Origin of the sequence: Levilactobacillus bambusae, from assembly GCF_003124125.1 — a bacterium.
Classification (GTDB): domain Bacteria; phylum Bacillota; class Bacilli; order Lactobacillales; family Lactobacillaceae; genus Levilactobacillus; species Levilactobacillus bambusae.
In genome coordinates, this window is the sequence record NZ_QCXQ01000001.1 from 107,712 (window position 1) to 129,967 (window position 22,256).

The 22,256-nt window shown below is 45.6% G+C and carries 20 protein-coding genes and 2 pseudogenes; 20 read left to right on the forward strand and 2 right to left on the reverse strand.

What is annotated here, in order from left to right:
* Positions 1–98: 98 nt before the first annotated feature.
* Positions 99–737, reverse strand: a complete 639-nt coding sequence (locus DCM90_RS00645) for a lysophospholipid acyltransferase family protein (protein WP_109249430.1) — start codon at positions 735–737, stop codon at positions 99–101.
* Between the two features lie 91 nt (positions 738–828).
* On the opposite strand from DCM90_RS00645, the gene DCM90_RS00650 reads away from it, so the two are divergent.
* The 3 genes from DCM90_RS00650 to DCM90_RS00660 all read left to right on the forward strand — a co-directional run bounded on the left by DCM90_RS00650 (position 829) and on the right by DCM90_RS00660 (position 2,914).
* Positions 829–1,587: a tRNA1(Val) (adenine(37)-N6)-methyltransferase gene (locus DCM90_RS00650; RefSeq protein ID WP_225365928.1), complete on the forward strand. Its 759-nt coding sequence runs from the start codon at positions 829–831 to the stop codon at positions 1,585–1,587.
* Positions 1,571–1,846, forward strand: coding sequence for a GIY-YIG nuclease family protein (locus DCM90_RS00655; protein ID WP_109249431.1), 276 nt, complete (start codon positions 1,571–1,573; stop codon positions 1,844–1,846). Before DCM90_RS00650 ends, DCM90_RS00655 begins: the two co-directional genes overlap by 17 nt.
* Before the next feature lie 63 nt (positions 1,847–1,909).
* Positions 1,910–2,914, forward strand: a complete 1,005-nt coding sequence (locus DCM90_RS00660) for a D-2-hydroxyacid dehydrogenase (protein ID WP_109249432.1) — start codon at positions 1,910–1,912, stop codon at positions 2,912–2,914.
* 36 nt (positions 2,915–2,950) lie between these two features.
* On the opposite strand, the gene DCM90_RS00665 is transcribed toward DCM90_RS00660, so the two are convergent.
* On the reverse strand, positions 2,951–3,682 hold the full coding sequence (locus DCM90_RS00665) for an HAD family hydrolase (protein ID WP_109249433.1): 732 nt from the start codon (positions 3,680–3,682) through the stop codon (positions 2,951–2,953).
* 227 nt (positions 3,683–3,909) lie between these two features.
* On the opposite strand from DCM90_RS00665, the gene rpsB reads away from it, so the two are divergent.
* The 17 genes and pseudogenes from rpsB to rbfA all read left to right on the forward strand — a co-directional run bounded on the left by rpsB (position 3,910) and on the right by rbfA (position 22,171).
* A complete protein-coding gene (gene rpsB, locus DCM90_RS00670) occupies positions 3,910–4,689 on the forward strand; it encodes a 30S ribosomal protein S2 (RefSeq protein ID WP_109249434.1) in 780 nt (259 codons plus the stop codon).
* Positions 4,690–4,834: 145 nt separating this feature from the next.
* A complete protein-coding gene (gene tsf / locus DCM90_RS00675; protein ID WP_109249435.1) occupies positions 4,835–5,725 on the forward strand; it encodes a translation elongation factor Ts in 891 nt (296 codons plus the stop codon).
* A gap of 143 nt (positions 5,726–5,868) precedes the next feature.
* Positions 5,869–6,591, forward strand: coding sequence for a UMP kinase (gene pyrH, locus DCM90_RS00680; protein ID WP_109249436.1), 723 nt, complete (start codon positions 5,869–5,871; stop codon positions 6,589–6,591).
* Between the two features lie 41 nt (positions 6,592–6,632).
* Positions 6,633–7,154 (forward strand): ribosome recycling factor, encoded by a 522-nt coding sequence (gene frr / locus DCM90_RS00685; RefSeq protein ID WP_370738405.1) that lies wholly within the window; start codon positions 6,633–6,635, stop codon positions 7,152–7,154.
* Between the two features lie 21 nt (positions 7,155–7,175).
* Positions 7,176–7,592, forward strand: a complete 417-nt coding sequence (locus DCM90_RS00690; RefSeq protein WP_109249438.1) for a hypothetical protein — start codon at positions 7,176–7,178, stop codon at positions 7,590–7,592.
* Between the two features lie 107 nt (positions 7,593–7,699).
* Positions 7,700–8,491 carry an undecaprenyl pyrophosphate synthase gene (uppS, locus tag DCM90_RS00695; protein WP_109249439.1) on the forward strand — a complete coding sequence of 264 codons (792 nt, stop codon included), beginning with the start codon at positions 7,700–7,702 and terminating at the stop codon, positions 8,489–8,491.
* A gap of 36 nt (positions 8,492–8,527) precedes the next feature.
* Entirely contained in the window at positions 8,528–9,316 is a 789-nt protein-coding gene (locus tag DCM90_RS00700; RefSeq protein WP_109249440.1) for a phosphatidate cytidylyltransferase, read from the forward strand.
* Between the two features lie 83 nt (positions 9,317–9,399).
* Positions 9,400–10,671 carry an RIP metalloprotease RseP gene (gene rseP / locus DCM90_RS00705; RefSeq protein ID WP_109249441.1) on the forward strand — a complete coding sequence of 424 codons (1,272 nt, stop codon included), beginning with the start codon at positions 9,400–9,402 and terminating at the stop codon, positions 10,669–10,671.
* 28 nt (positions 10,672–10,699) lie between these two features.
* A complete protein-coding gene (locus DCM90_RS00710; protein WP_109249442.1) occupies positions 10,700–12,409 on the forward strand; it encodes a proline--tRNA ligase in 1,710 nt (569 codons plus the stop codon).
* An 83-nt stretch (positions 12,410–12,492) separates the two neighbouring features.
* Complete coding sequence (locus DCM90_RS00715) at positions 12,493–16,827, forward strand: PolC-type DNA polymerase III (protein WP_109249443.1); 4,335 nt, start codon at positions 12,493–12,495, stop codon at positions 16,825–16,827.
* 129 nt (positions 16,828–16,956) lie between these two features.
* Positions 16,957–17,430, forward strand: coding sequence for a ribosome maturation factor RimP (gene rimP, locus DCM90_RS00720; protein WP_109249444.1), 474 nt, complete (start codon positions 16,957–16,959; stop codon positions 17,428–17,430).
* A 17-nt stretch (positions 17,431–17,447) separates the two neighbouring features.
* On the forward strand, positions 17,448–18,803 hold the full coding sequence (nusA, locus tag DCM90_RS00725; protein WP_109249445.1) for a transcription termination factor NusA: 1,356 nt from the start codon (positions 17,448–17,450) through the stop codon (positions 18,801–18,803).
* A gap of 15 nt (positions 18,804–18,818) precedes the next feature.
* Positions 18,819–19,115 (forward strand): RNase P modulator RnpM, encoded by a 297-nt coding sequence (gene rnpM / locus DCM90_RS00730; RefSeq protein ID WP_109249446.1) that lies wholly within the window; start codon positions 18,819–18,821, stop codon positions 19,113–19,115.
* Positions 19,108–19,410: a L7Ae/L30e/S12e/Gadd45 family ribosomal protein gene (locus DCM90_RS00735; RefSeq protein WP_109249447.1), complete on the forward strand. Its 303-nt coding sequence runs from the start codon at positions 19,108–19,110 to the stop codon at positions 19,408–19,410. The genes rnpM and DCM90_RS00735 overlap by 8 nt, the downstream gene beginning before the upstream one ends.
* 47 nt (positions 19,411–19,457) lie before the next feature.
* Positions 19,458–19,569, forward strand: a pseudogene (locus DCM90_RS10205) (translation initiation factor IF-2 N-terminal domain-containing protein); the annotation flags it as partial.
* Positions 19,570–19,958: 389 nt separating this feature from the next.
* A pseudogene (gene infB / locus DCM90_RS00740) lies at positions 19,959–21,791 on the forward strand (translation initiation factor IF-2); the annotation flags it as partial.
* A 17-nt stretch (positions 21,792–21,808) separates the two neighbouring features.
* Positions 21,809–22,171 (forward strand): 30S ribosome-binding factor RbfA, encoded by a 363-nt coding sequence (rbfA, locus tag DCM90_RS00745; protein ID WP_109249449.1) that lies wholly within the window; start codon positions 21,809–21,811, stop codon positions 22,169–22,171.
* Positions 22,172–22,256 lie beyond the last annotated feature (85 nt).

Below are 22,256 nucleotides of genomic sequence, written 5' to 3' on the forward strand. Positions count from 1 at the left end.
GCGTTTAACAGGATCTGATTAAATTCGGATTTTGCTAAACGCTTTTTATTTGATTAATCGGGAAATAAAAACCCCATCCTAAAAGGTTGGGGTAGAGACTAATCGATTGTTCGATGTTTTTGACCGGTCACATCAACGTAGTGCCAGTCTGGATCAATTTCTTTATCAAGGGCATCGAAACTTTCTTGCATTTGATCTTCAATCAGTTTCTGGTTTTCGTCCGTTAACTTCAACTTCCGGTCAACGTAAATGGGGTCACCGTAAGATACGGTGATTCGCTTGCGTGAAAATAGTCGCATAAAGGTTAAAGGACCTTGATAGACGGCCGGAACCAGTGGCACGCCGGCAAGTTTGGCAATGACGATGGCGCCTCCCTTTAGCTCGGCTGAGTGGCGACTGCCAGAGGGAAAGATAATGAGGGAGTCATCCCCCTTTTTTAAAATTTTGACGGGGACCTTAATTGCTGAAGGTCCCGGATTTTGACGGTCGACCGGAAAGGCGTGGACGTGGACCAGAATCCAGCGAAGAATCGGATTCTTAAACAGTTCTTCCTTCGCCATGAAGGCAAATTTGCGCTTGGTCCCTAAAGCAAACAAAACGGGATCGAACCAAGTCCGGTGGGGTGCAACCAGAATATAGGGTTGATTTGGTAAACGATCCTGATGATCATAATGGATGTTTCCATTTATCAGGATAAGTAATGCGCGGATAAGAACACGCAAAAACGAATACAGCATAGGGGTAACTCCTCTCGAATTTATACTAAAAATAGTATGGCGAACTTGTTCGTTAGTTTCAAGTTAAATTACAAGATTAGGGGGAACTAAGGTGACAAAACCAGTGTTAAAGTCGGGCGAACGAATTGATCAGCTTTACAGTCAATCCGTTCAGATAATCCAGAGTCCCGACGTTTTTTCGTTTTCGCTAGACGCCGTCTTACTGGCAGATTTTGCAAAACTTCCAGTGCGAAACCGTAGTTTGACCGTCGATTTATGTGCGGGAAACGGTGCGGTTGGTTTATTCATGAGTCATAAAACGCACGGGAAAATCGTGGAGGTCGAAATTCAACCCCGGCTGGCCGATATGGCTAAGCGAAGTGTCGAACTAAACCAACTTTCCGATCAAATTTCGGTCTATCCGCAAGATTTAGCTACCGTTTTTAACCACCTGAAAAAGGATAGTGCCGACGTTGTGACTTGTAACCCACCTTATTTTGAAAATTTGCCGGCAAGTAAGAAAAATGATAATCCATACTTGACCATTGCTCGGCACGAAGTTAAAACAACGCTCAAAACCGTGGTAGACGTGACGAGTCAGTTGTTAAAAATGAACGGGAAAGCTTATTTTGTTCACCGCCCAGATCGATTGTTAGACTTACTCGCATTGATGCAGAGTCACCGGTTGGCGCCGAAACGTCTTCGATTTGTTTACCCAAAGGCAAATAAAGAGGCGAATATGGTGTTAGTTGAAGCGATTAAGGATGGTCAGCCCGACGGTTTGAGGGTAATGCCGCCAATGACTGTATACGACGAACAGGGAGAATATCTTCCAGAAGTGGGGGCGATTCTATTTGGCGACAAACACTAGCTACTATTTTTACGTTCTACTCTGTCAGGATGGAAGTTTTTACGGCGGTTTTACAACGGACGTTTCAAACCGCTTTGAATCCCATAAGAGCGGACACGGCGCAAAGTATACCAAAACGCATCATCCCATACGAATTCTTTATCAGGAACGATTTGAATCTAAACATGATGCGCTAAGTGCCGAATGGCATTTTAAACATCAGTCACGACCGGCAAAAGAAAAGTTTTTACGCTTACATCACGTTGATTTCTCACTTTAGGGATTGGCTGAACCCTGGAAAACACCTATAATAGAGTTATCTTAATGTTTGGAGGAATGACACGTGAAAATTATTGCCTACGGAATTCGTGATGACGAACTCCCATACGTTAAAGACTGGGAAGAAAAGAACCCGGATGTTGATGTAAAAGTAGTTCAAGAATTACTGGATGACTCAACGGTTGATCTTGCCAAGGGGTACGATGGCGCGGTCGTTTACCAACAGAAGCCCTATACGGCATCGGTAATTGATAAGTTAGCCGCTGATGGCGTAAAATACATGTCCCTACGGAATGTTGGGGTAGATAATATTGATATTGATGCAATTAAACGGAATGGGATCACCGTTACCAATGTACCCGCTTATTCACCGGAAGCAATCGCTGAATTTACGGTTACCCAACTCATGCGGTTGCTACGGCGAAGTCGAACGTTTGATCGTAAACAGACGGAGGGGAACCTCACATGGGCACCGGACATTGCCCTGGAACTTAACCAGTTAACGGTTGGGGTCTATGCAACCGGGCGGATTGGCCGGGCAGCAATTAAAATTTACCAGGGCTTCGGGGCTAAGGTTATTGCCTACGACGTCTACCGGAATCCTGAATTAGAAAAGCAGGGCATCTACGTGGATTCTGCGGATGACTTATTTAAGCAGTCGGATGTTTTATCCCTGCACGCACCTGCAACGCCCGAAACCGACCATATGATTAATAAATCGACCCTGAATGAAATGAAGGACGGGGTTTATATTCTTAATCCAGCGCGGGGGGCACTAGTTGATACGGATGCTTTGATCCACGCTTTAGATTCAGGTAAGGTTGGGGGCGCAGCGCTTGATACTTACGAAGATGAAGTCGGGATCTTTAACAAAGATTGGGGCAGCTTTGACGCCATTCCCGATGGCCGATTGAAGAATTTGATGGAGCGTGAAAACGTTCTAGTTAGTCCTCACATCGCCTTTTACACGGAAACCGCGGTGAAAAACATGGTGGTCTTCTCGTTTGATGATAATAAATCTTTAATTGAGACGGGAACTGCCCAAAATATTGTAGAATTTGAGTCATAATAAAAAAGTCCATCAACTAATTGTTGATGGACTTTTTTATGCGGGTTCTTCCGTATTAGAACTGGCTAATGCCAGCAAGAGGTTGAACAAATCCTGATCGTCTGCAACGGTTTGATCCGGAATTAGAGAACTGTCTAACTCTTCGAATTGGCGATGGTTAAACCAACATGATCGCCATCCGGCCCGTTTGGCACCTAAAATATCGGCGGAATAGCAATCACCGACGTAGGCCATTTCACTTGCTCGTAAGCCAAGTCGGCGGTTCATCATCGTAAAAATTTCTGGGTTGGGCTTACCGATCCCCGCTTCTTCACTGGTCAGAACGTTTTCTCGTTTGAACCAGCGTGGCAGGTCTAACTGCATGATCTTTTTTAACTGGTGCTCTGTGCGGCCATTCGTAATAATTCCGAGTTCAAACTGGTGGCTTAATTCATCAAAGGCCGTCCGAAACCCAGGAAAAAGAGTAATTTCTTCTAAGTTGGCACAGTAGTAAACTTGAAAATCCAGGGCTTCGGCCATGGTAACGGGGGGGACGGCTTGCTTTTGGAGCATGAGGTTAACCCGGTTTTGGGCCATTTCATCCCGCGTCCAACGCCCCTGATCGACTTTCGCATAGGCTGCGGCACTGCTCTGCCGGTAAACGTTAAAGGCCTGCATTGCGTCAAGGGTTGGCATAAGGTCCGGGAAGGTTTCCGTAAGTGCAGATTTAAATGGGTAGAATTGATCGTATAACGTGTCATCGAGATCAAAAACGACCGCTTTTATCATAGTATTGGTGACCTCCTCAATCTTGGTCAGTATTGTAACATATTTGTAATATTTTGCAAACCGTCTAACGATTGAAAACTAGTTGCTTTTTGATGGGGGATTAGATATACTAATTGTCGGTGCGATGCATCAATTCACACTCCACGTAATACTTTAAGCGGTGCTCGAGAGAGTTCTTAAGGTAATGGATCGTGGGGGAGGAAAAAACTATTTGGAGGCAAATTTTTATGGCTGTTATTACAATGAAACAACTGCTTGAAGCCGGTGTCCACTTTGGTCACCAAACTCGTCGTTGGAACCCTAAGATGAAGGAATACATCTTTACGGAACGTAATGGAATCTACATCATCGACTTACAAAAGACGGTGAAGATGATTGAAGTTGCTTACAACTACATGAAGGACGAATCCTCAAAGGGTGCCGTTGTTCTGTTCGTTGGTACTAAGAAGCAAGCTCAAGATACGATTCAAGAAGAAGCTATTCGGGCAGGCCAATACTACGTTAACCACCGTTGGTTAGGTGGAACTTTAACTAACTGGTCAACCATCCAAAAGCGGATTGCTCGTTTGAAGAGCTTGAAGAAGATGGCTACTGATGGGACTTTTGACATCTTACCAAAGAAGGAAGTTTCTTTATTAAAGAAGCAGACTGATAAGTTGGAACGTTTCTTAGGCGGTATCGAAGATATGCCAAAGATTCCTGACGTTATGTTTGTGGTTGACTCACGCAAGGAAGCAATTGCTGTGAACGAAGCCCAAAAGTTAAACATTCCGATCGTTGCGATGGTTGATACTAACGCTGATCCAGACGATGTTGACTACGTCATTCCTTCTAACGACGATGCTATTCGTGCCGTTCGTTTGATCACTTCTAAGATGGCTGACGCTATTATTGAAGGCCGTCAAGGTGAAGATGACGTTGACTTTGCTGCTGAAGGTGCCAAGAAGGCAGCTGATGGCAAGTCAATGGAAGAAATCGTTGATGCTGTAGAAGGCAAGAACGAATAACACTCACGATTTGCAATTAGTATCTGACTAATTATCCAAATATTAATTAGTGCTGGGCTGGCTCAATTTTTAGGACCAATTTTGGCCTGGGAATTGGGTCAGTCTTTTATTGTGATGAACTATTTTTAAAGGGAGGCCATTATTCATGGCAAAGGTAACCGCACAACAAGTTAAAGAATTACGTGATAAGACACAAGTTGGTATGATGGATGCTAAGAAGGCACTCGTTGCTTCCGATGGCGACATGGCTGCCGCAATTGACTTCTTACGCGAAAAAGGTGTTATGAAGGCTCAAAAGAAGAGCGGTAACACGTCTGCTAACGGTTTAGCTGGAATTGCTGTTGATGGCAACACCGCTGCAATTGTTGAAGTTAACTCTGAAACAGATTACGTTGCAACGAACGACACCTTCCAAGCCTTAGTTAAATTAACCGCTGAAACGATTGTTAAGGGCAAGCCTGCTGATAACGAAGCTGCCTTAGCTTTAACAACGTCAAACGGTGATACTTTAGGCGAAGAAATCATCAAGACCACTCAGATTACGAGTGAAAACGTCCAACTACGTCGTTTCCAACTCGTTGAAAAAAGCGACAGTGAAGTCTTTGGCGCATACTTACACCAAGGCGGATTAATCGCTTCGTTAGTTGTTCTTGATGGGGCCGATGAGGCTACCGCTAAGGATGTAGCTATGCACGTGGCTGCTATCAACCCAGAATTTCTGAACAAGGAAGCCATTCCAGAAGACCGGTTAGATCACGAACGCGAAGTTATTACCCAGGAATCCTTGAACGAAGGAAAGCCTGAAAACATCGTGAAGAAGATGGTGGAAGGCCGTTTGCACAAGTACCTTTCACAAGTGACGTTAGCGGATCAAGCCTTCGTTAAAGACGAAGACCAATCTGTGTCACAATACGTTGCTTCTAAGGGCGGTAAGTTGGTTAGCTTCATCCGTTACCAAGTCGGTGAAGGAATTGAAGTTGAAGAAAGCAACTTAGCTGACGAAGTTCAAAAACAAATTAACGACGCTAAAAACTAAGGTTTATGCCGTAAAAAGAGCTAGGTCCCGATTCATTGGGCCCTAGCTCTTTTTCTTGGTGAAGTCGGGTTAAAACCTGTTGTCGTGCCGTAATCTATGATAAAATTATCACCAGTACGGACACAAACATAGGAGGATGCTAAATGGCGGATTTAAAATACAAACGAATTATACTCAAACTCAGTGGTGAAGCACTTGCAGGTGACCAGGGGTTTGGGATTCATCCACCAGTCATCAAAACAATCGCTGAGGAAATTAAGGACGTCTTCGATCTTGGAATCCAAATTGGTATTGTTGTTGGCGGAGGTAATATGTGGCGCGGTGAAGCTGGCGCTCAAATGGGAATGGAACGGGCCCAGGCCGATTATATCGGCATGCTAGCAACCATTATGAATGCGTTAGCCTTGCAGGATAACCTTGAGTCAATTGGGGTTCCAACGCGAGTTCAAACCTCCATTGAAATGCGTCAAATTGCGGAACCATACATCCGTAGAAAAGCCATTCGGCACCTCGAAAAAGATCGAGTTGTTATTTTTGCAGGTGGAACGGGGAACCCATACTTTTCCACGGATACCGCTGCGGCGTTACGTGCAGCAGAAATTAATGCTGATGCTATTTTAATGGCTAAGAACGGCGTGGATGGGATTTATTCGGCTGATCCCCGGAAGGATCCAGAAGCAAAGAAGTTTGATGAGTTATCACAAATGGATATTATTAATCAGGGACTCGATGTTATGGATACAACGGCCAGCTCACTATCAATGGATAATGATATTCCGTTAGTCGTCTTTAATCTGAACGAACCTGGTAACATTCGAAAAGTGGTTCAAGGTGAAAAGATTGGAACCACAGTAAGGGGGAAATAAAGTTGGCTGATAATGATGTATTAGGAACGGCAAAGGATAAAATGCAAAAGGCCGAGGCAGCCCTAGAACGTGAATTAGGAACGATTCGGGCTGGCCGGGCTAATGCCAGTTTATTAAATAATGTTACCGTTGATTACTACGGGGCACCCACGCCGTTAAATCAAATTGCGGCCATTACTATTCCTGAAGCCCGGGTTTTACTGGTCAAGCCCTATGATAAATCTGCGTTGAATGATATTGAACATGGGATTTATGCAGCCAACGTCGGTTTAACACCGGCGAATGACGGTGAAGAAATTCGGCTAGTGGTACCAGCCTTAACTGAGGAGCGGCGGCAAGAAATTGCCAAGCAGGTGAAGGCAACGGCTGAACAGGGTAAGGTTGCGGTCCGGAACGTTCGGCGTGATGCAATGGATACGTTAAAACGGGGACATAAAGATGGCGACTATACGGATGATGAATGGCATAAATTAGAGGATCAGGTTCAAAAAGAAACTGATACTGCAATTAAAGCTGTCGAACAGATTGCAAGCGACAAAGAAAAGGAAATTCTCGAAGGTTAATTTCGAAGGGAGCGGTTAAGCATGGCTGATCAAAATAATGATGAAAACGTTGAAATTCAACCGGGGTCTGATGAATTTGCTAAGATGGTGTTTCGGTTAAACGGTCCAATTACAGACGAAAATCAATCGTTGTTTAACTATAACGGGGGCCAGTTACAAGAAATCCAGGAGGGGGTCTATGCTGAACCCGCCTTTGTCAACGGTGATTTAAATATGTTTTTTGTTATTGCCCAGTTAATCGGTGAAGACTGGATTATTTCGTTTTCACAGGCGACCATTGAGGATGAAAATCAAATTACTGATTTGTCCGATCCTATTCCAACCGGACAAGGACTGAATATGGTGGGAAGTATTAGCGGTGATGATGCCAATCAGATTCTGCAATACTTCCAAACCTTGATTGATACGAACCACGGTGAATGGCGGATGCTAGCTTAATCTTTCATTAAATTTTTCAAAACCTGAGATTAGACTCTGAGCGGGTAGTTTCCCGCTCTTTTTTTTGTTATCATATTAGGTTGGAGACACTAACTTGGAGGTGCGATTTGTTTTCTTTTTTAAGTAAAAATCAACCTGAAACAGATTCTCAGACAATTTCGTTAGATCCGGATAACATTCCGGCCCATATTGCAATCATTATGGATGGTAATGGACGGTGGGCAAAGTCCCGTCACATGCCAAGAATTGCCGGACATAAGCAGGGGATGGAGACCGTTAAAACGGTGACGATGGCTGCTAGTCAGATGGGGGTCAAAGTCTTGACGTTGTATGCCTTTTCAACGGAAAACTGGAAACGGCCAACGGATGAAGTGAACTACCTGATGAAATTACCTACCGACTTTTTTAGTGCGTTTGTGCCGGACCTAGTTAAAAATAACGTTCGGGTTCGGGTGATGGGGTACACTGATCAGTTACCTGAAAAGACCCAGCAGGCGGTACAAGGAGCGATTGAAGATACTAAAGACTGTACCGGGATGGTTTTGAACTTTGCGTTAAACTACGGTGGTCGAGCAGAGATTGTGACGGGCGTCAAGAGGCTGGCTCAGCAGGTGTCGGATGGTCAGTTAGATCCCACGGCAATTGACGATGAAATGATCTCTAACGTTTTAATGACCGCTAGTTTAGGGCAATACCGGGATCCTGATCTCCTTATTCGAACAAGTGGCGAAGAACGTATTTCTAATTTCTTACTTTGGCAAATTGCCTATAGCGAATTTGTTTTTGTGAAGGAACACTGGCCGGATTTCAACGGGGATTCACTTGCGAAGGCCGTCCAAACCTACCAGCAACGGCACCGACGCTTTGGTGGGCTTGAGCCAGATGAAAACCAAAAATAATCGTTTAGAAATAAACGTTAAGGAGAATGTTTAACGATGAAGCAACGTGTTACGACGGCGGTAGTCGCCCTATTAATCTTTATCCCGATTATTTTTGCGGGACATGGCTGGGTAGACTTAGCTGCGATTGTTTTAGGCTTAGTTGCCATGAGTGAAATACTAGTTATGAAAAAGAAACTGTTAGTTTCGCCGGAGGCCTTTATCAGTGCACTGGGTGTGATTGCATTGATTGTTCCCACGACATGGATGTCACAACTATCCAGTCGGTTGTCGGACGCCTTTATTTTTTACTTATTTGTTATTTTATTACTGCTTTGGACCGTATTTTCTAAAAATCGATTCACATTTGATGATGCAGGCGTTTTGACGTTAGGAATGCTTTACGTTGGGATGGGCTTTCATTACTTTATTGCGGCCCGTAGTGTCAGTGTAGCGGCGATTTTCTACGTCCTCTTTATCGTCTGGTCAACGGATTCAGGGGCTTACATTTTCGGCCGTCAATTTGGTAAACATAAGTTGGCTCCCCACATTAGTCCGAATAAAACGTGGGAGGGATCAATTGGCGGATCGCTATTAGGGACCTTAGTTGGGGTTATCTTTGCCTACTTTTTCCCGTTTGCCGGTCATGGAATTGGTTCAATGATCGGGTTGACCCTGATCTTCTCAATTGTGGGCCAGTTGGGGGATTTAATTGAGTCCGCACTGAAACGCTACTACGGGGTAAAGGATTCGGGTAAAATTTTACCCGGTCACGGTGGAATTTTAGATCGGTTTGATAGCTTGCTATTAGTCCTGCCAATCGTCCACCTGTTCGGTTTAATTTAGGGCTGACAAAATTACTTGCGTCTGACACTTTAAGTACGATACTCTAATGCATATCTGACTTAAAAAAGGGAGGAACGATTTCAGTGATCTTAACAATTATTGTGTTTATCATTGTGTTCGGAATTCTGGTTACCGTGCATGAGTTTGGTCACTTTTACTTTGCAAAACGTTCCGGGATCCTGGTCCGGGAATTTTCCATTGGGATGGGATCAAAAATCTTTGCGACTCATAAAAATGGAACGACCTATACAATTCGATTATTACCGGTCGGTGGCTACGTTCGAATGGCTGGTGCTCAGGATGATGAAGAAGAGATCCAACCAGGTACGCCAGTGAGCTTGTTTTTAAACGGTGATGAAAAGGTGAGCCGAATCAATACGAGCAAAAAAACGGCGCTGTTTAACGGCATTCCGATGCAGGTAACGGCAACGGATTTAGAGGATGATCTCTGGATTGAAGGGTACGAAAACGGGGATGAGTCAACGTTAAAACGGTACCCGGTCGACCATGATGCAACGATTATCGAAGCTGATGGGACCGAAATTCAAATTGCACCAAGGGACGTTCAGTTTCAATCGGCCTCGCTAGGACACCGGCTAATGACCAATTTTGCGGGACCGATGAATAACATTATTCTAGCTATCGTGGCCTTCATGCTGCTTGCCTTTGTCCAAGGAGGGGTTGGAACGGGTAGCAATCAGGTCACGCCGACCCCAACTAACTCTGTGGCTAAGGAAGCAGGGATTAAATCAGGTGACCGAATCACCGCCGTTAACGGACATAAGACCGCAAATTGGGCGGATTTAACGAAGCAAATTCAAAAAAATCCGGATAAGAAGACGACGATGACCATTCAACGGGGAAACCAAAAGAAGCAAATTACGGTTACGCCAGACAAAAAGACCAGCAACGGGAAGGCCTACGGAGTGATTGGCGTTACGGAACACTTAGATACTAGTTTTGGTGCCAAGGTCCTGAGCGGCTTTACCCAGACTTGGAGTATGACGCTTCAGCTTTTAAGTGCACTATGGGTCATGGTTTCAGGGCATTTTTCGTTAAACGATTTAGGGGGTCCCGTGGCTATTTTTGCCACTACTTCTCAGGCAACCCAAATGGGCTTAGCTGGCGTGCTTAACTTCTTGGCCTTTTTGTCGATTAATTTGGCAATTGTTAATTTGATTCCAATTCCGGCCTTGGATGGTGGTAAAATACTATTGAATATTATCGAAGGCATTCGACGTAAGCCGTTATCCGAAAAAGTGGAGACCATTATTACCTTAGTTGGGGTCGCTATTTTGGTTATTTTAATGGTGTTGGTGACTTGGAACGATATTGAACGTTACTTTATTAGATAGGTAAACTCAGAGTGAAGGGGTATTGAGTATGAAACAATCTAGAATGTTAATTCCGACCTTAAAGGAGGTTCCAAGCGACGCAGAGGCGTTAAGCCACCGTATGATGCTGCGGGCTGGCTATATCAAACAAGTTACGGCGGGCATGTACGCTTACCTTCCGTTGGCCTTTCGGGTGTTAACGAACATGGAAACCATTATTCGGCGTGAAATGGAAAATATTGACGCCGTTGAAATGTTAACCCCGACCGTTTTACCAGCGTCGTTGTGGCAGGAATCCGGCCGGTATGAAACTTACGGTCCCACTCTGTTTAAGTTTAAGAACCGGCACGACACCGACTTTATCTTAGGACCAACCCACGAGGAAACCTTTACAACGATCATTCGTGATACGGTGAAATCCTATAAAAAGCTGCCCCTGCTGTTGTACCAAATTCAGCCTAAGTACCGTGATGAAGACCGGCCCCGGTATGGGTTACTGCGTGGCCGTGAATTTATTATGAAGGATGCCTATTCCTTTACGATTGATGATGAAGATCTTGATCACATCTATAATCAAATGGAATCGGCGTACACAGCTATTTTTGACCGTATGAAAATTAATTACCGGACCATTATTGGGGACGGAGGAGCGATGGGCGGAAAGGACTCCAAGGAGTTTTCTGCTATTGCACCAATTGGAGAAGATACCATTGTATACTCCGATTCCTCAGACTACGCGGCAAACTTAGAAATGGCCACCAGCCTTTACGTGCCTAAAAAGTCTCACGCGGCGTTAGGGACCCTGCAAAAAATTGAAACCCCGGGCGTTAAAAGTATTAACGAACTGGCGGACTTCTTAGCGACATCGGCAGATCAATTAGTCAAGAGCATGCTTTACTTGGCGGATGGGCAGCCCGTAATGGTTCTGGTTCGCGGGGATCATGAAGTTAACGATATCAAACTGAAGAACTTCTTGGATGTTGATACACTCGATATGGCAACCCCTGAAGATGCACAAAATTATCTAGGAGCGAACTTTGGTTCCTTAGGCCCAGTTGCCGTTGGTGAAGACATTAAGATCGTTGCGGATCAGTACGTTCGCGACATGGTGAATGTTGCAGTTGGGGCAAATGAAGATGGCCACCACTATATCAATGCTAATCCTGAACGGGATTTTCGGGTTGATGATTACGCAGATCTACGGTTTGTTCAGGAGGGTGACGTATCACCTGATGGCTCCGGCGTCTTAAAGTTTACCAAGGGCATTGAGATTGGGCATATCTTTAAGTTGGGTACCCGGTATTCAAAGGCATTGGGTGCAAACGTTTTAGATGCGAATGGTCGTGAAGTACCCGTGGTCATGGGGTCCTATGGAATCGGAGTTTCCCGGTTGTTATCCGCCATTGCAGAACAATCGGCGGATGATAAGGGGCTCGTTTGGCCGAAGGCGATTGCACCGTTTGACATTCATATTATTCCCGTTAATATTAAGCAGGAAAGTCAAGTTGAGTTGGCAAAGGAATTAGAGGCTACCTTAACTCAGGCTGGATATTCAGTGTTGGTTGATGATCGTAAGGAACGCGCTGGCGTTAAGTTTGCCGATTCTGATTTAATTGGAATTCCGCTTAGAATTACGGTTGGAAAAAAGGCTGAAGATGGAATTGTTGAATTGAAAATTCGCAAGACCGGTGAAACCGTGGAAGTTATTAAGGATGAAGTTAATAATACGGTTGAGATTCTGTTTAAAGAAATTGACTAAGATAGGTGTATCAGCTGAAGAAGGGCTTGGACTTGGTGTCCATCCCTTTTTTAGCTCATAGGAACAATGAAAGGAGTCTTATTGTGGGGTTAAGTCATCACGAATTATTTACCAAGTTGTTGGATCAGCTGCAGCTTGGCAGTGAGGAAAACCAACCATACTTTGAGGGTGCAGAAATTGACCGGCTAGACGTTCATGAAAAAACGCGCCGCTGGCAATTTTACCTAAAGCTCCCCCAGATACTGCCGTTTGACGTTTTTACTGATTTTCAAAATCGGTTAACGCTCTCGTTTAACCAAATTGCCAAGGTTAGTGACTGGATCCAGGTTGAAAATCCGGTAATGACCGATCGGCTACTGGGTGATTATTGGGACTGGGTTGTGACGCACAGTAACATCCAATCCAACATGACCCAATCTTTAATGAACTCTAGGGTTCCTAAACTGGATGGCGACCGGGTTATTTTAATGGCGGAAAATGAAATTATTAAGGACTTTTTAACGAATCAGGCATTGGGCCCTATTGAGTCAGCTTATCACGCCGCGGGATTTCCAACGTTTAACATTCACGTGATGGTGGATGAAACGGCGTCCCAAGAAATGATTAAGGATTTCAAGGAAAAGAAAGCCACCAAGGATGCTGAACGAGCTAAGAAGGCGGCTGCAGCCATTAAGGAATCGAGTCAAAAGCGGGCGGCCGTATCTGGCGAACCCGGCCCTATTTCAGGGCCGGTTCAGATTGGCCATAAGATCAAACCGAATGAAGAAACCATGCAAATGATTAACATCGTTGAAGAAGAACGGTCAGTGGTTTTGGAGGGGTATATTTTTGATAAGGAAATTCGGGTCTTGAGATCGGGCCGCCAACTCCTCACGATTAAGATTACGGATTATACTTCCTCAATCGTTGTCAAAAAGTTCTCACACGATAAAGATGACGAAGCCCAGTTTGCGGCGGTTAAAGAGGGCATGTGGGTTAAGGTTCGCGGGGGAATCCAGGAAGATACGTATCTGCGTGACTTAGTGTTAAATGCACGTGACATTAATCAGGTCGGGCATGCGGAACGCCAGGATTCGGCACCAGAAAATGATAAGCGGATTGAATTACATCTCCATACCTCAATGAGCCAAATGGATGCGACGAACCCCATTTCGGATTACGTTCAGCAGGCTAACAAGTGGCAAATGCCGGCGTTAGCCGTGACTGATCATGCCGGCGTCCAAGCTTTTCCAGAGGCATTTAATTCCTCTAAAAAAACGGATTTAAAGATGATATACGGGGTTGAAGCTAACTTAGTGGACGATGGTGAACCCATTGCTTTTAATAGCGCCCACGTCCCCCTAAATGATGCGACTTACGTTATTTTTGATACGGAAACGACTGGTTTATCCGCCATTTATGATCGGGTCATCGAATTGTCTGCGGTTAAAATGCAGGGGGCCAATGTCATTGATCAATTTGAAGAGTTTATTGATCCCGGTTTTCACCTGTCCGATCAAACGACTGAACTAACAAGTATTACGGATGAAATGGTGCAGGGAAGTAAGAGCGAAGAAGAGGTTTTCAAGGAATTTCGGGAGTGGTACGGGGACGCTATAATTGTTGGTCATAACGTTACCTTTGATATGGGGTTTATGAATACGGGTTATAAACGACATAACATGGAAGAAATTACCAATCCGATTATTGATACCCTAACCTTGGCCCGGTTTTTGTATCCCAACCTGAAAAGTTACCGGTTGAATACGTTGGCGAAGAAGTTTAAGGTGGCGCTCGAACATCACCACCGGGCCGTTTATGATGCTGAATCAACGGGGCACCTGAATTATATTTTCATTAAGGATGCGGAAGAGCAGTACGGGATTCAGTTCCATGACCAGTTGAACGACCACATGACGGAAAATGACGCCTATAAACATGCGCGGCCATCCCACGCAATTTTGCTGGCTCAAACTCAGGCTGGATTAAAGAATATGTTCAAGCTGATTTCAATGTCGAACGTGCAATATTATTACCGGGTACCACGGATTCCAAGAAGTGAACTAGAACGTTTACGCGAGGGGATTATCGTGGGGTCTGCTTGTTCGTCTGGTGAAGTTTTTACGGCGATGATGCAGAAGGGGGAGGCTGAAGCCGAAGCCCGGGCAAAGTTCTATGATTACCTCGAGGTGCAACCGCCAGCGGCCTATGCGCCCCTCATTGAATCCGGGTTAATTGCGGATCGAGAACACCTGGAAGATATTTTGAATAATATGGTTAAGCTAGGAGACAACCTCAATAAGCCGGTGGTTGCCACGGGTGACGTCCACTACCTGAACCCGGAAGATTTTATCTACCGGAAGATTTTAATTAACTCCCAGGGGGGAGCTAACCCCCTGAACCGGCAAGAGCTTCCCGACCTTCACTTCCGGTCAACGGATGAAATGCTCGAAGAGTTTGCGTTTATGGGGGCGGACGCTGCACATAAAATTGTGGTTGAAAATACCCACCAAGTGGCCGACATGATTGAAGAGGTCGAACCATTAAAGGACAAACTCTATACGCCACGAATGGCGGGGGCGGAAGATGAGATTAAAAAACGGACCATGGACACCGCTCACGCTTGGTATGGTGAAGAGCTGCCTGATATTGTGCAGGAACGGTTGGACAAGGAATTAAAATCCATCATCGGAAATGGGTTCTCCGTCATTTATTTAATTTCTCAACGGTTAGTTGCGAAGTCCAATAAGGATGGTTATTTAGTTGGTTCCCGTGGATCGGTTGGGTCTAGCTTAGTGGCCACCTTTACGGGAATTACGGAAGTTAATCCGTTACCACCGCACTACCGGTGCCCTAACTGTCAGTATTCCCACTTTTATACGAAGGGGGAATACAGTTCGGGGTTTGACCTGCCGGATAAGGACTGTCCGGAGTGTGGCACCCATATGATTGGCGATGGTCATAATATTCCGTTTGAAACGTTCCTTGGATTTACAGGAAATAAGGTTCCCGATATTGATTTGAACTTCTCCGGGGACTATCAGCCAATTGCCCATAACTACACGAAGGTTCTATTCGGTGAAAAAAACGTTTATCGGGCCGGAACTATTGGGACGGTTGCTGATAAGACAGCGTACGGGTACGTCAAAGCGTATGAACGGGATAAGGAAACAACTTTCCGGGGGGCCGAAGAAGATCGGCTCGCCAAGGGAGCAACCGGGGTCAAACGGACCACGGGCCAACACCCTGCCGGAATCATCGTTGTGCCGGACTATATGGATATTTACGATTTTACGCCGATCCAGTACCCGGCCGATGATCAAAGTGCAGCGTGGCAGACAACCCACTTTGATTTCCATTCCATTCACGATAATATTTTAAAAATTGATATTTTAGGGCATGATGATCCCACGATGATTCGGATGCTGCAGGATTTATCCGGTATTGATCCCCAGTCCATCCCAATGGATGATCCCGGTGTGATGGGGTTATTTAACGGAACGGAAACGCTCGGGGTGACCCCGGAACAAATTCAATCCAAGACGGGTACCTTAGGGGTCCCAGAATTTGGAACGCGGTTTGTTCGGGGGATGTTAGAGGAAACCCACCCCCAAAACTATTCACAACTTCTGCAGATTTCTGGGTTGTCCCACGGAACCGATGTTTGGCTGGGAAATGCCGAAGAATTAATTAAGAATGGGACCGCGACGATTGCCAATGTTATCGGGTGTCGGGATAATATCATGACCGACTTAATTAACTATGGACTGGATTCTGAAACGTCCTTTCAAATCATGGAACACGTTCGGAAGGGCCGGGGAATTCCTGACGAGTGGCAGGAAAAAATGCGGGCAACAAACGTTCCTGAGTGGTATATCGATTCCTGCTTAAAGATTAAGTACATGTTTCCCCGGGCCCACGCGACCGCTTACGTGCTGATGGCCTTGCGGGTAGCTTACTTTAAGGTTCACTTTCCGTTGACTTATTACGCCGCTTACTTCTCCGTTCGGGCAGACGACTTTGATTTAGTGGCCATGTCCAAGGGGAAAGAAGCGGTTAAGGCCCGGATGAAGGAAATTAACGACATGGGACGGGATGCGAGTGCTAAGGATAAAAACCTCTTAACGGTGCTTGAATTAGCCAATGAAATGCTTGAACGGGGCTACGACTTTCAGATGATTGATATCGAACGGTCGGATGCCTCGGAATGGCTAATTGATGGTAAGACCCTAATTGCGCCATTTAGAGCGGCGCCTGGGTTGGGGCTTAACGTTGCAAAACAAATTGTGGCGGCTCGGGAAGATAAGCCATTTTTATCCAAGGAAGACCTGGCAAACCGGGGAAAGGTATCAAAGACCCTAATTGATTACATGACGGAAAATCACGTTTTGGATCAATTACCGGATGAAAATCAGCTGAGTTTATTCGATATGATGTAGGCCATTGGGTTAAACTTGTATTAGATCAATGATTGTGCTATATTATGAGATGTAAATTAACTCGTTATTAAATGAGTGAGCAGCGATGCTCACTCTTTTTATTGAAAAAAACTGAATGGAGGTGTGAATTTGGGTTCAGTTGTTGAAACGGTAACGGAACTCGTTCTGCCAATTGCTAAGAAAATGAGCTTAGAACTGGTTGATGTTGAATTTGTTAAGGAAGGCAAGAGCTTTTATTTGCGGGTCTACCTTGATAAAGAAGGTGGAATTACCATTAACGAGTGTGCTGAGGTCAGTGACGAGCTGGGTGAGGAATTGGACGCCTTAGATCCAGACCCAATTCCACAGGCATACTACTTAGAGGTCTCTTCACCAGGTGCAGAGCGCCCCTTAAAGAATGAAAGTGACTACGAAAAGGCGGTTGGCGATTACATCCATGTTTCGCTATACCAGAAGCTCGATGGTCGAAAAATGTATGAAGGAACCTTGAAATCCCTAACTAAGGAAACCCTAGATTTAGAGGTTAACTTAAAGGGACGGTTCAAAACCTTCACCATCCCTCGCGATGCAATTGCTAAAGCACGGTTAGCAATTAAGTTTTAACAAAGGAGAATCGAGACATGAGTAAAGAGCTGCTAGGCGCCCTGGACAGCCTTGAATCCGAAAAGGGGATCCAAAAGGACGTTGTGATTGATGCACTAGAAGCCGCTTTAGCGTCAGCTTACAAGCGGAACTACGGCCAGGCCCAAAACGTAGAGGTTGAATTTGACCGTAAAAAGGGTGACGTTCACGTTTACGCCGTTAAAAAAGTGGTTGACCAAGTCTATGATTCACGGCTTGAAGTGAATTTAGACGATGCTGTGGCCATTAATCGGGGTTATGAAGTCGGTGATGACGTGAAGTTTGAAGTCACACCCAAGAACTTCGGCCGGATTGCTGCACAAACGGCCAAGCAAGTTATTATGCAACGGTTGCGCGAAGCTGAACGCGAAAATATTTTTGAACAATACAGTGACTACGACGGTGAAGTCGTTACCGGGGAAATTGAGCGGCAGGATAACCGGTTTGTCTACGTTAGTTTAGGCAAGGTTGAAGCCGTTATGGGTCGCCAAGACCAAATGCCGAATGAAACGTACCGGATTCATGACCGAATTAAGGTTTATGTCGCCCGGGTTGAGAATGCGGCAAAGGGACCTCAGGTCTTTGTCTCACGGACCCAGCCAGAAATGCTGAAACGGTTGTTTGAAGAAGAGGTTCCTGAAATTTACGACGGTACGGTCGAAATCGTTTCGATCGCTCGTGAAGCCGGTGACCGGTCAAAGGTCGCCGTTCGATCGAACAACCCGGATGTGGATCCAGTGGGAACAACCGTTGGTCCCCGTGGTTCACGGGTTCAAGCGATTGTAAACGAACTAAGTGGCGAAAATATGGACATCATTGAATGGACCGAGGACGCTGCGACCTTTATTGCTAACGCCTTAAATCCGGCGGAGGTATTAGATGTCATCTTTGATCCCGAAAATGAGCATGCCTGTACCGTTATTGTCCCAGATTATCAGCTATCGTTAGCCATTGGTAAGCGGGGGCAGAACGCTCGATTAGCGGCAAAACTTACCGGGTTTAAGATTGATATTAAACCAGAATCTGAAGCTGAGGATGTGATGGGATCAATGGCTAACAAACGGGATCAAGAAATTTCGGATCTTGAGGCTGAGGTTGCCGCTGATGAAGCGGATGCCGACGTTGATATGACCAGAGAAAACATGGTTAGTGATCCGGCTGCAGATAACAAGTTATTTGTTGAGGCCGAGGAAGAAGCCACAAATGATGAAGCCGACTATGCCGAAGATGCCACCGCTTTTGAAGAGGTGGGAGATTCAGCCGCATACCGTGAAGGGGATGCCGAGGATCGGGCAAGTATCAGTGATGCCATTGAAGAATGGGCTGAAGATCATGACGGTGATAACAACGACTAAAGCGGAGGCTTAAGTATGAAACAGAGAAAGGTACCGTTACGCAAAGACATCGTAACTGGTGAGATGGTTCCTAAGAAGCAGCTGGTGCGGGTAGTTCGGTCCTCAACTGGTGAGGTAAGCTTGGATCCTACCGGTAAGAAATCTGGTCGGGGGGCTTACATTTCACTTGATGTGGAGGTTGCCAAGAAGGCTAAAACCCAAAAGACGTTTGATAAGGCTTTTGACGTTAAGTTGGATGATTCGTTCTACGATGACCTCATTGCATACGTGGATCACCAACAGGCCCGGCAGGAACTATTCAACAATGACTAACCAGGAGAAAGCTCAACAGCTTTTAGGCTTGGTGCGGCGGGCCGGTCAGCTAACGACTGGAGAACAGTTCACGCTAGCTAGTATTCGGGATCGATCGGCTAAGTTAGTTATTTTGGCCAATGATGCCAGTGACAATACGTTAAAGCAGTTTAGGGATAAAACAGCGAGTTATCAAATTTCACTTGATGAAACCTTTACGAAGGCTGATCTAAGTGCAGCAATCGGAATGAAAAGAACGGTGGTTGCGATCAAGGATGCCGGTTTTGCTGACAAATTGAAGGCGTTGCTTAGTTAGGAACGCTAGCGCAATTACCGTCTTAGTTTGAAAAGGAGAGTGATGATATGGGGAAAAAGCGAATTTATGAGCTGGCTAAGGAATTGAACGTCCCTAGCAAGGACTTAATTTCCCATGCCAATGGCTTAGGATTTGACGTAAAGAACCACATGTCAACGCTCGGTGACAACGAAGAGCGTCAGTTGCGCGCAGCGTACACCAAGCAGACAAACCAGCAGTCAAAGGGATCGGCAGCCGTTAAGAAGGCACCTAAACGGGCCGATGGACGACAGAGTCAAAAGAATGAGGCGCAAAAGTCAGGTCAAAAACCTCATCAATCCCGGGATAAACAGGTGACAACGCCTCAATCAAACCGGCAACGAGATACTCAGAAAACAACAACGAATAAACAAAATAAAAATACCCAGTCTGAAGGCCGGCTTAATGACCGGAATACAGGGACTGGACGATTTGGTGGCAGCTTGAATAATAATAAGAAGACTAATAATCGCCATGGTGGCCGGAATAACCGGAAAAACAACCAGCGACGCAATAATAATAACAAAAACAAGTACAAGAAGAATAACCGACTCAAGGAAACGACTCAGCGTAAGGGAGCTCCTGAGCGGAAGAATAAGGCTCTGCCGGAGGTTCTTTACTACACCACTGGCATGAACGCCCAAGACCTTGGGAAAATTCTGCACCGTGAACCAGCCGAAATTGTTAAGAAGCTCTTCATGATGGGAATTATGACGAATCAAAATCAATCCTTGGATTCTGAAACCATTGAAATTCTTGCAGCTGATTACGGAATTGAAGCCGAAGAAAAAATCGAAGTGGATGTTTCGGATATCGATAAGATGTTTGAAGATGAGCAAAACAATACGGCGCATCAAGTAACCCGCGCTCCGGTTGTGACCATCATGGGGCACGTTGACCATGGTAAAACGACGTTGCTTGATTATCTCCGCCACTCACACATTACTGCCGGTGAAGCAGGTGGGATTACCCAAGCCATTGGGGCCTACCAGGTCAATTACAATGATCAATTAATCACCTTCTTGGATACGCCGGGGCACGCTGCCTTTACGGAAATGCGGGCGCGTGGGGCATTGGTAACTGATATTACAATTTTGGTGGTTGCTGCTGATGACGGGGTAATGCCTCAAACAATTGAGGCGATTAACCATGCTAAGGCCGCTGAAACGCCAATCATTGTTGCCGTAAATAAGATCGATAAGCCAGGTGCTAACCCACAACACGTTATGGAACAACTAACCGAATACGGTTTAATTCCAGAAGACTGGGGTGGTGACACCATCTTCGTCCAAATCTCAGCTAAAACGGGTGAGCACGTTGATGACTTATTGGATATGATTCTATTACAGTCTGATGTGATGGAATTGAAGGCCAATCCAGAGCAAAATGCGGCTGGGTCAGTGATTGAAGCTCGACTGGATCAAGGTCAGGGTTCGGTTGCTTCCTTACTGGTTCAGCAAGGAACGATGCACGTTGGGGATCCCATCGTGGTTGGGGATGCCTTTGGCCGGGTTCGGACGATGACTAATGAGCGTGGTCAAAGCCTGACTGAAGCGACGCCGTCAACACCAGTTGAAATTACTGGTTTAAATGATGTCCCAGAAGCCGGTGACCGATTCGTGGTCTTCGATGACGAGAAGACGGCTCGGGCAGCTGGTGAAGAACGGGCCAAGGAATCACTCATGGCTGAACGGAATAAAACGACCCATGTGACTTTAGATAACCTCTTCGATACGATGAAGGAAGGCGAAATGAAGGAACTGGACATTGTGGTTAAGGCAGATGTTCAGGGTTCCGTTGAAGCCCTGAGCCAAAGCTTAGGCAAGATTGATGTCGATGGTGTTCGGGTTAATATTATCCACAGTGCCGTTGGTGCCATTAATGAAAGTGACGTTACCTTAGCGGAAGCGTCCAACGCCATTATCGTTGGGTTTAACGTCCGACCAACCCCCCAGGCCAAGGCTCAAGCAGATAGTGACGATGTCGATGTTCGGCTTTACACCGTTATCTACAATGCCATCGAAGAAATTGAAGCGGCCATGAAGGGGATGCTGGAACCGACCTACAAGGAAGAAGTCATTGGTGAAGTCGAAGTTCGTCAGATCTACAAGGCTTCAAAGATTGGGACGATTGCCGGTGGAATGGTCATTAGCGGCCGAATTGAACGGAACTGTCTGGTTCGCCTCGTTCGTGACGGAATTGTTGTTTACCAGGGCCAATTAGGGAGTTTGAAGCGCTTCAAGGACGATGCTAAAGAAGTTAAGCAGGGCTTTGAGTGTGGATTAACGATTGAGGACTTCAATGACGTTAAGGTCAACGATGTGGTTGAAGCTTACGTGATGAAGGAAGTTCCGATCGACTAATAAAGGAGTTAATCACAATGGCAAATTACAGACAGGGGCGTTTGTCGCAGGAAATTGAGCGGGAAGTCAACGATATTCTGTTAAAACGCATTCGGGATCCTCGGGTTCAGGGCGTGACCATTACCGGGGTTGACGTTACCGGCGATTACCAACAAGCGACCCTCTACTATAGCATTTTGTCTGATAAAGCGTCCGACGGTGAAAAAGCTCAGGCTGGTTTAGACAAGGCGACGGGATTAATTCGGCATGAATTAGGCCAACGACTTCGGATTTTTAAGACGCCTGAGTTGTCGTTTGAGCGGGATGAATCCATTCAGTATGGTAGCCATATCGATCAATTGATTAACCAATTAGAACGTGACTCACAGGACAAATCATAAGCTAATGAACGGATACTGGGAATCATCTGTGCTGGAGTTGACTCTGGACAGACGATTCCCAGTTTTTTTTGTTAAAACGGAGGCG

Coding starts and splice junctions, on each gene's coding strand:
- DCM90_RS00735 (WP_109249447.1), top strand. CDS start 19,108: ATGACTAACCAGGAGAAAGCTCAACAGCTTTTAGGCTTGGTGCGGCGG.
- DCM90_RS00645 (WP_109249430.1), bottom strand. CDS start 737: ATGCTGTATTCGTTTTTGCGTGTTCTTATCCGCGCATTACTTATCCTG.
- DCM90_RS00665 (WP_109249433.1), bottom strand. CDS start 3,682: ATGATAAAAGCGGTCGTTTTTGATCTCGATGACACGTTATACGATCAA.
- DCM90_RS00690 (WP_109249438.1), top strand. CDS start 7,176: ATGGCTGATCAAAATAATGATGAAAACGTTGAAATTCAACCGGGGTCT.
- rpsB (WP_109249434.1), top strand. CDS start 3,910: ATGGCTGTTATTACAATGAAACAACTGCTTGAAGCCGGTGTCCACTTT.
- pyrH (WP_109249436.1), top strand. CDS start 5,869: ATGGCGGATTTAAAATACAAACGAATTATACTCAAACTCAGTGGTGAA.
- rnpM (WP_109249446.1), top strand. CDS start 18,819: ATGAAACAGAGAAAGGTACCGTTACGCAAAGACATCGTAACTGGTGAG.
- DCM90_RS00700 (WP_109249440.1), top strand. CDS start 8,528: ATGAAGCAACGTGTTACGACGGCGGTAGTCGCCCTATTAATCTTTATC.
- rbfA (WP_109249449.1), top strand. CDS start 21,809: ATGGCAAATTACAGACAGGGGCGTTTGTCGCAGGAAATTGAGCGGGAA.
- DCM90_RS00710 (WP_109249442.1), top strand. CDS start 10,700: ATGAAACAATCTAGAATGTTAATTCCGACCTTAAAGGAGGTTCCAAGC.
- nusA (WP_109249445.1), top strand. CDS start 17,448: ATGAGTAAAGAGCTGCTAGGCGCCCTGGACAGCCTTGAATCCGAAAAG.
- frr (WP_370738405.1), top strand. CDS start 6,633: ATGCAAAAGGCCGAGGCAGCCCTAGAACGTGAATTAGGAACGATTCGG.
- tsf (WP_109249435.1), top strand. CDS start 4,835: ATGGCAAAGGTAACCGCACAACAAGTTAAAGAATTACGTGATAAGACA.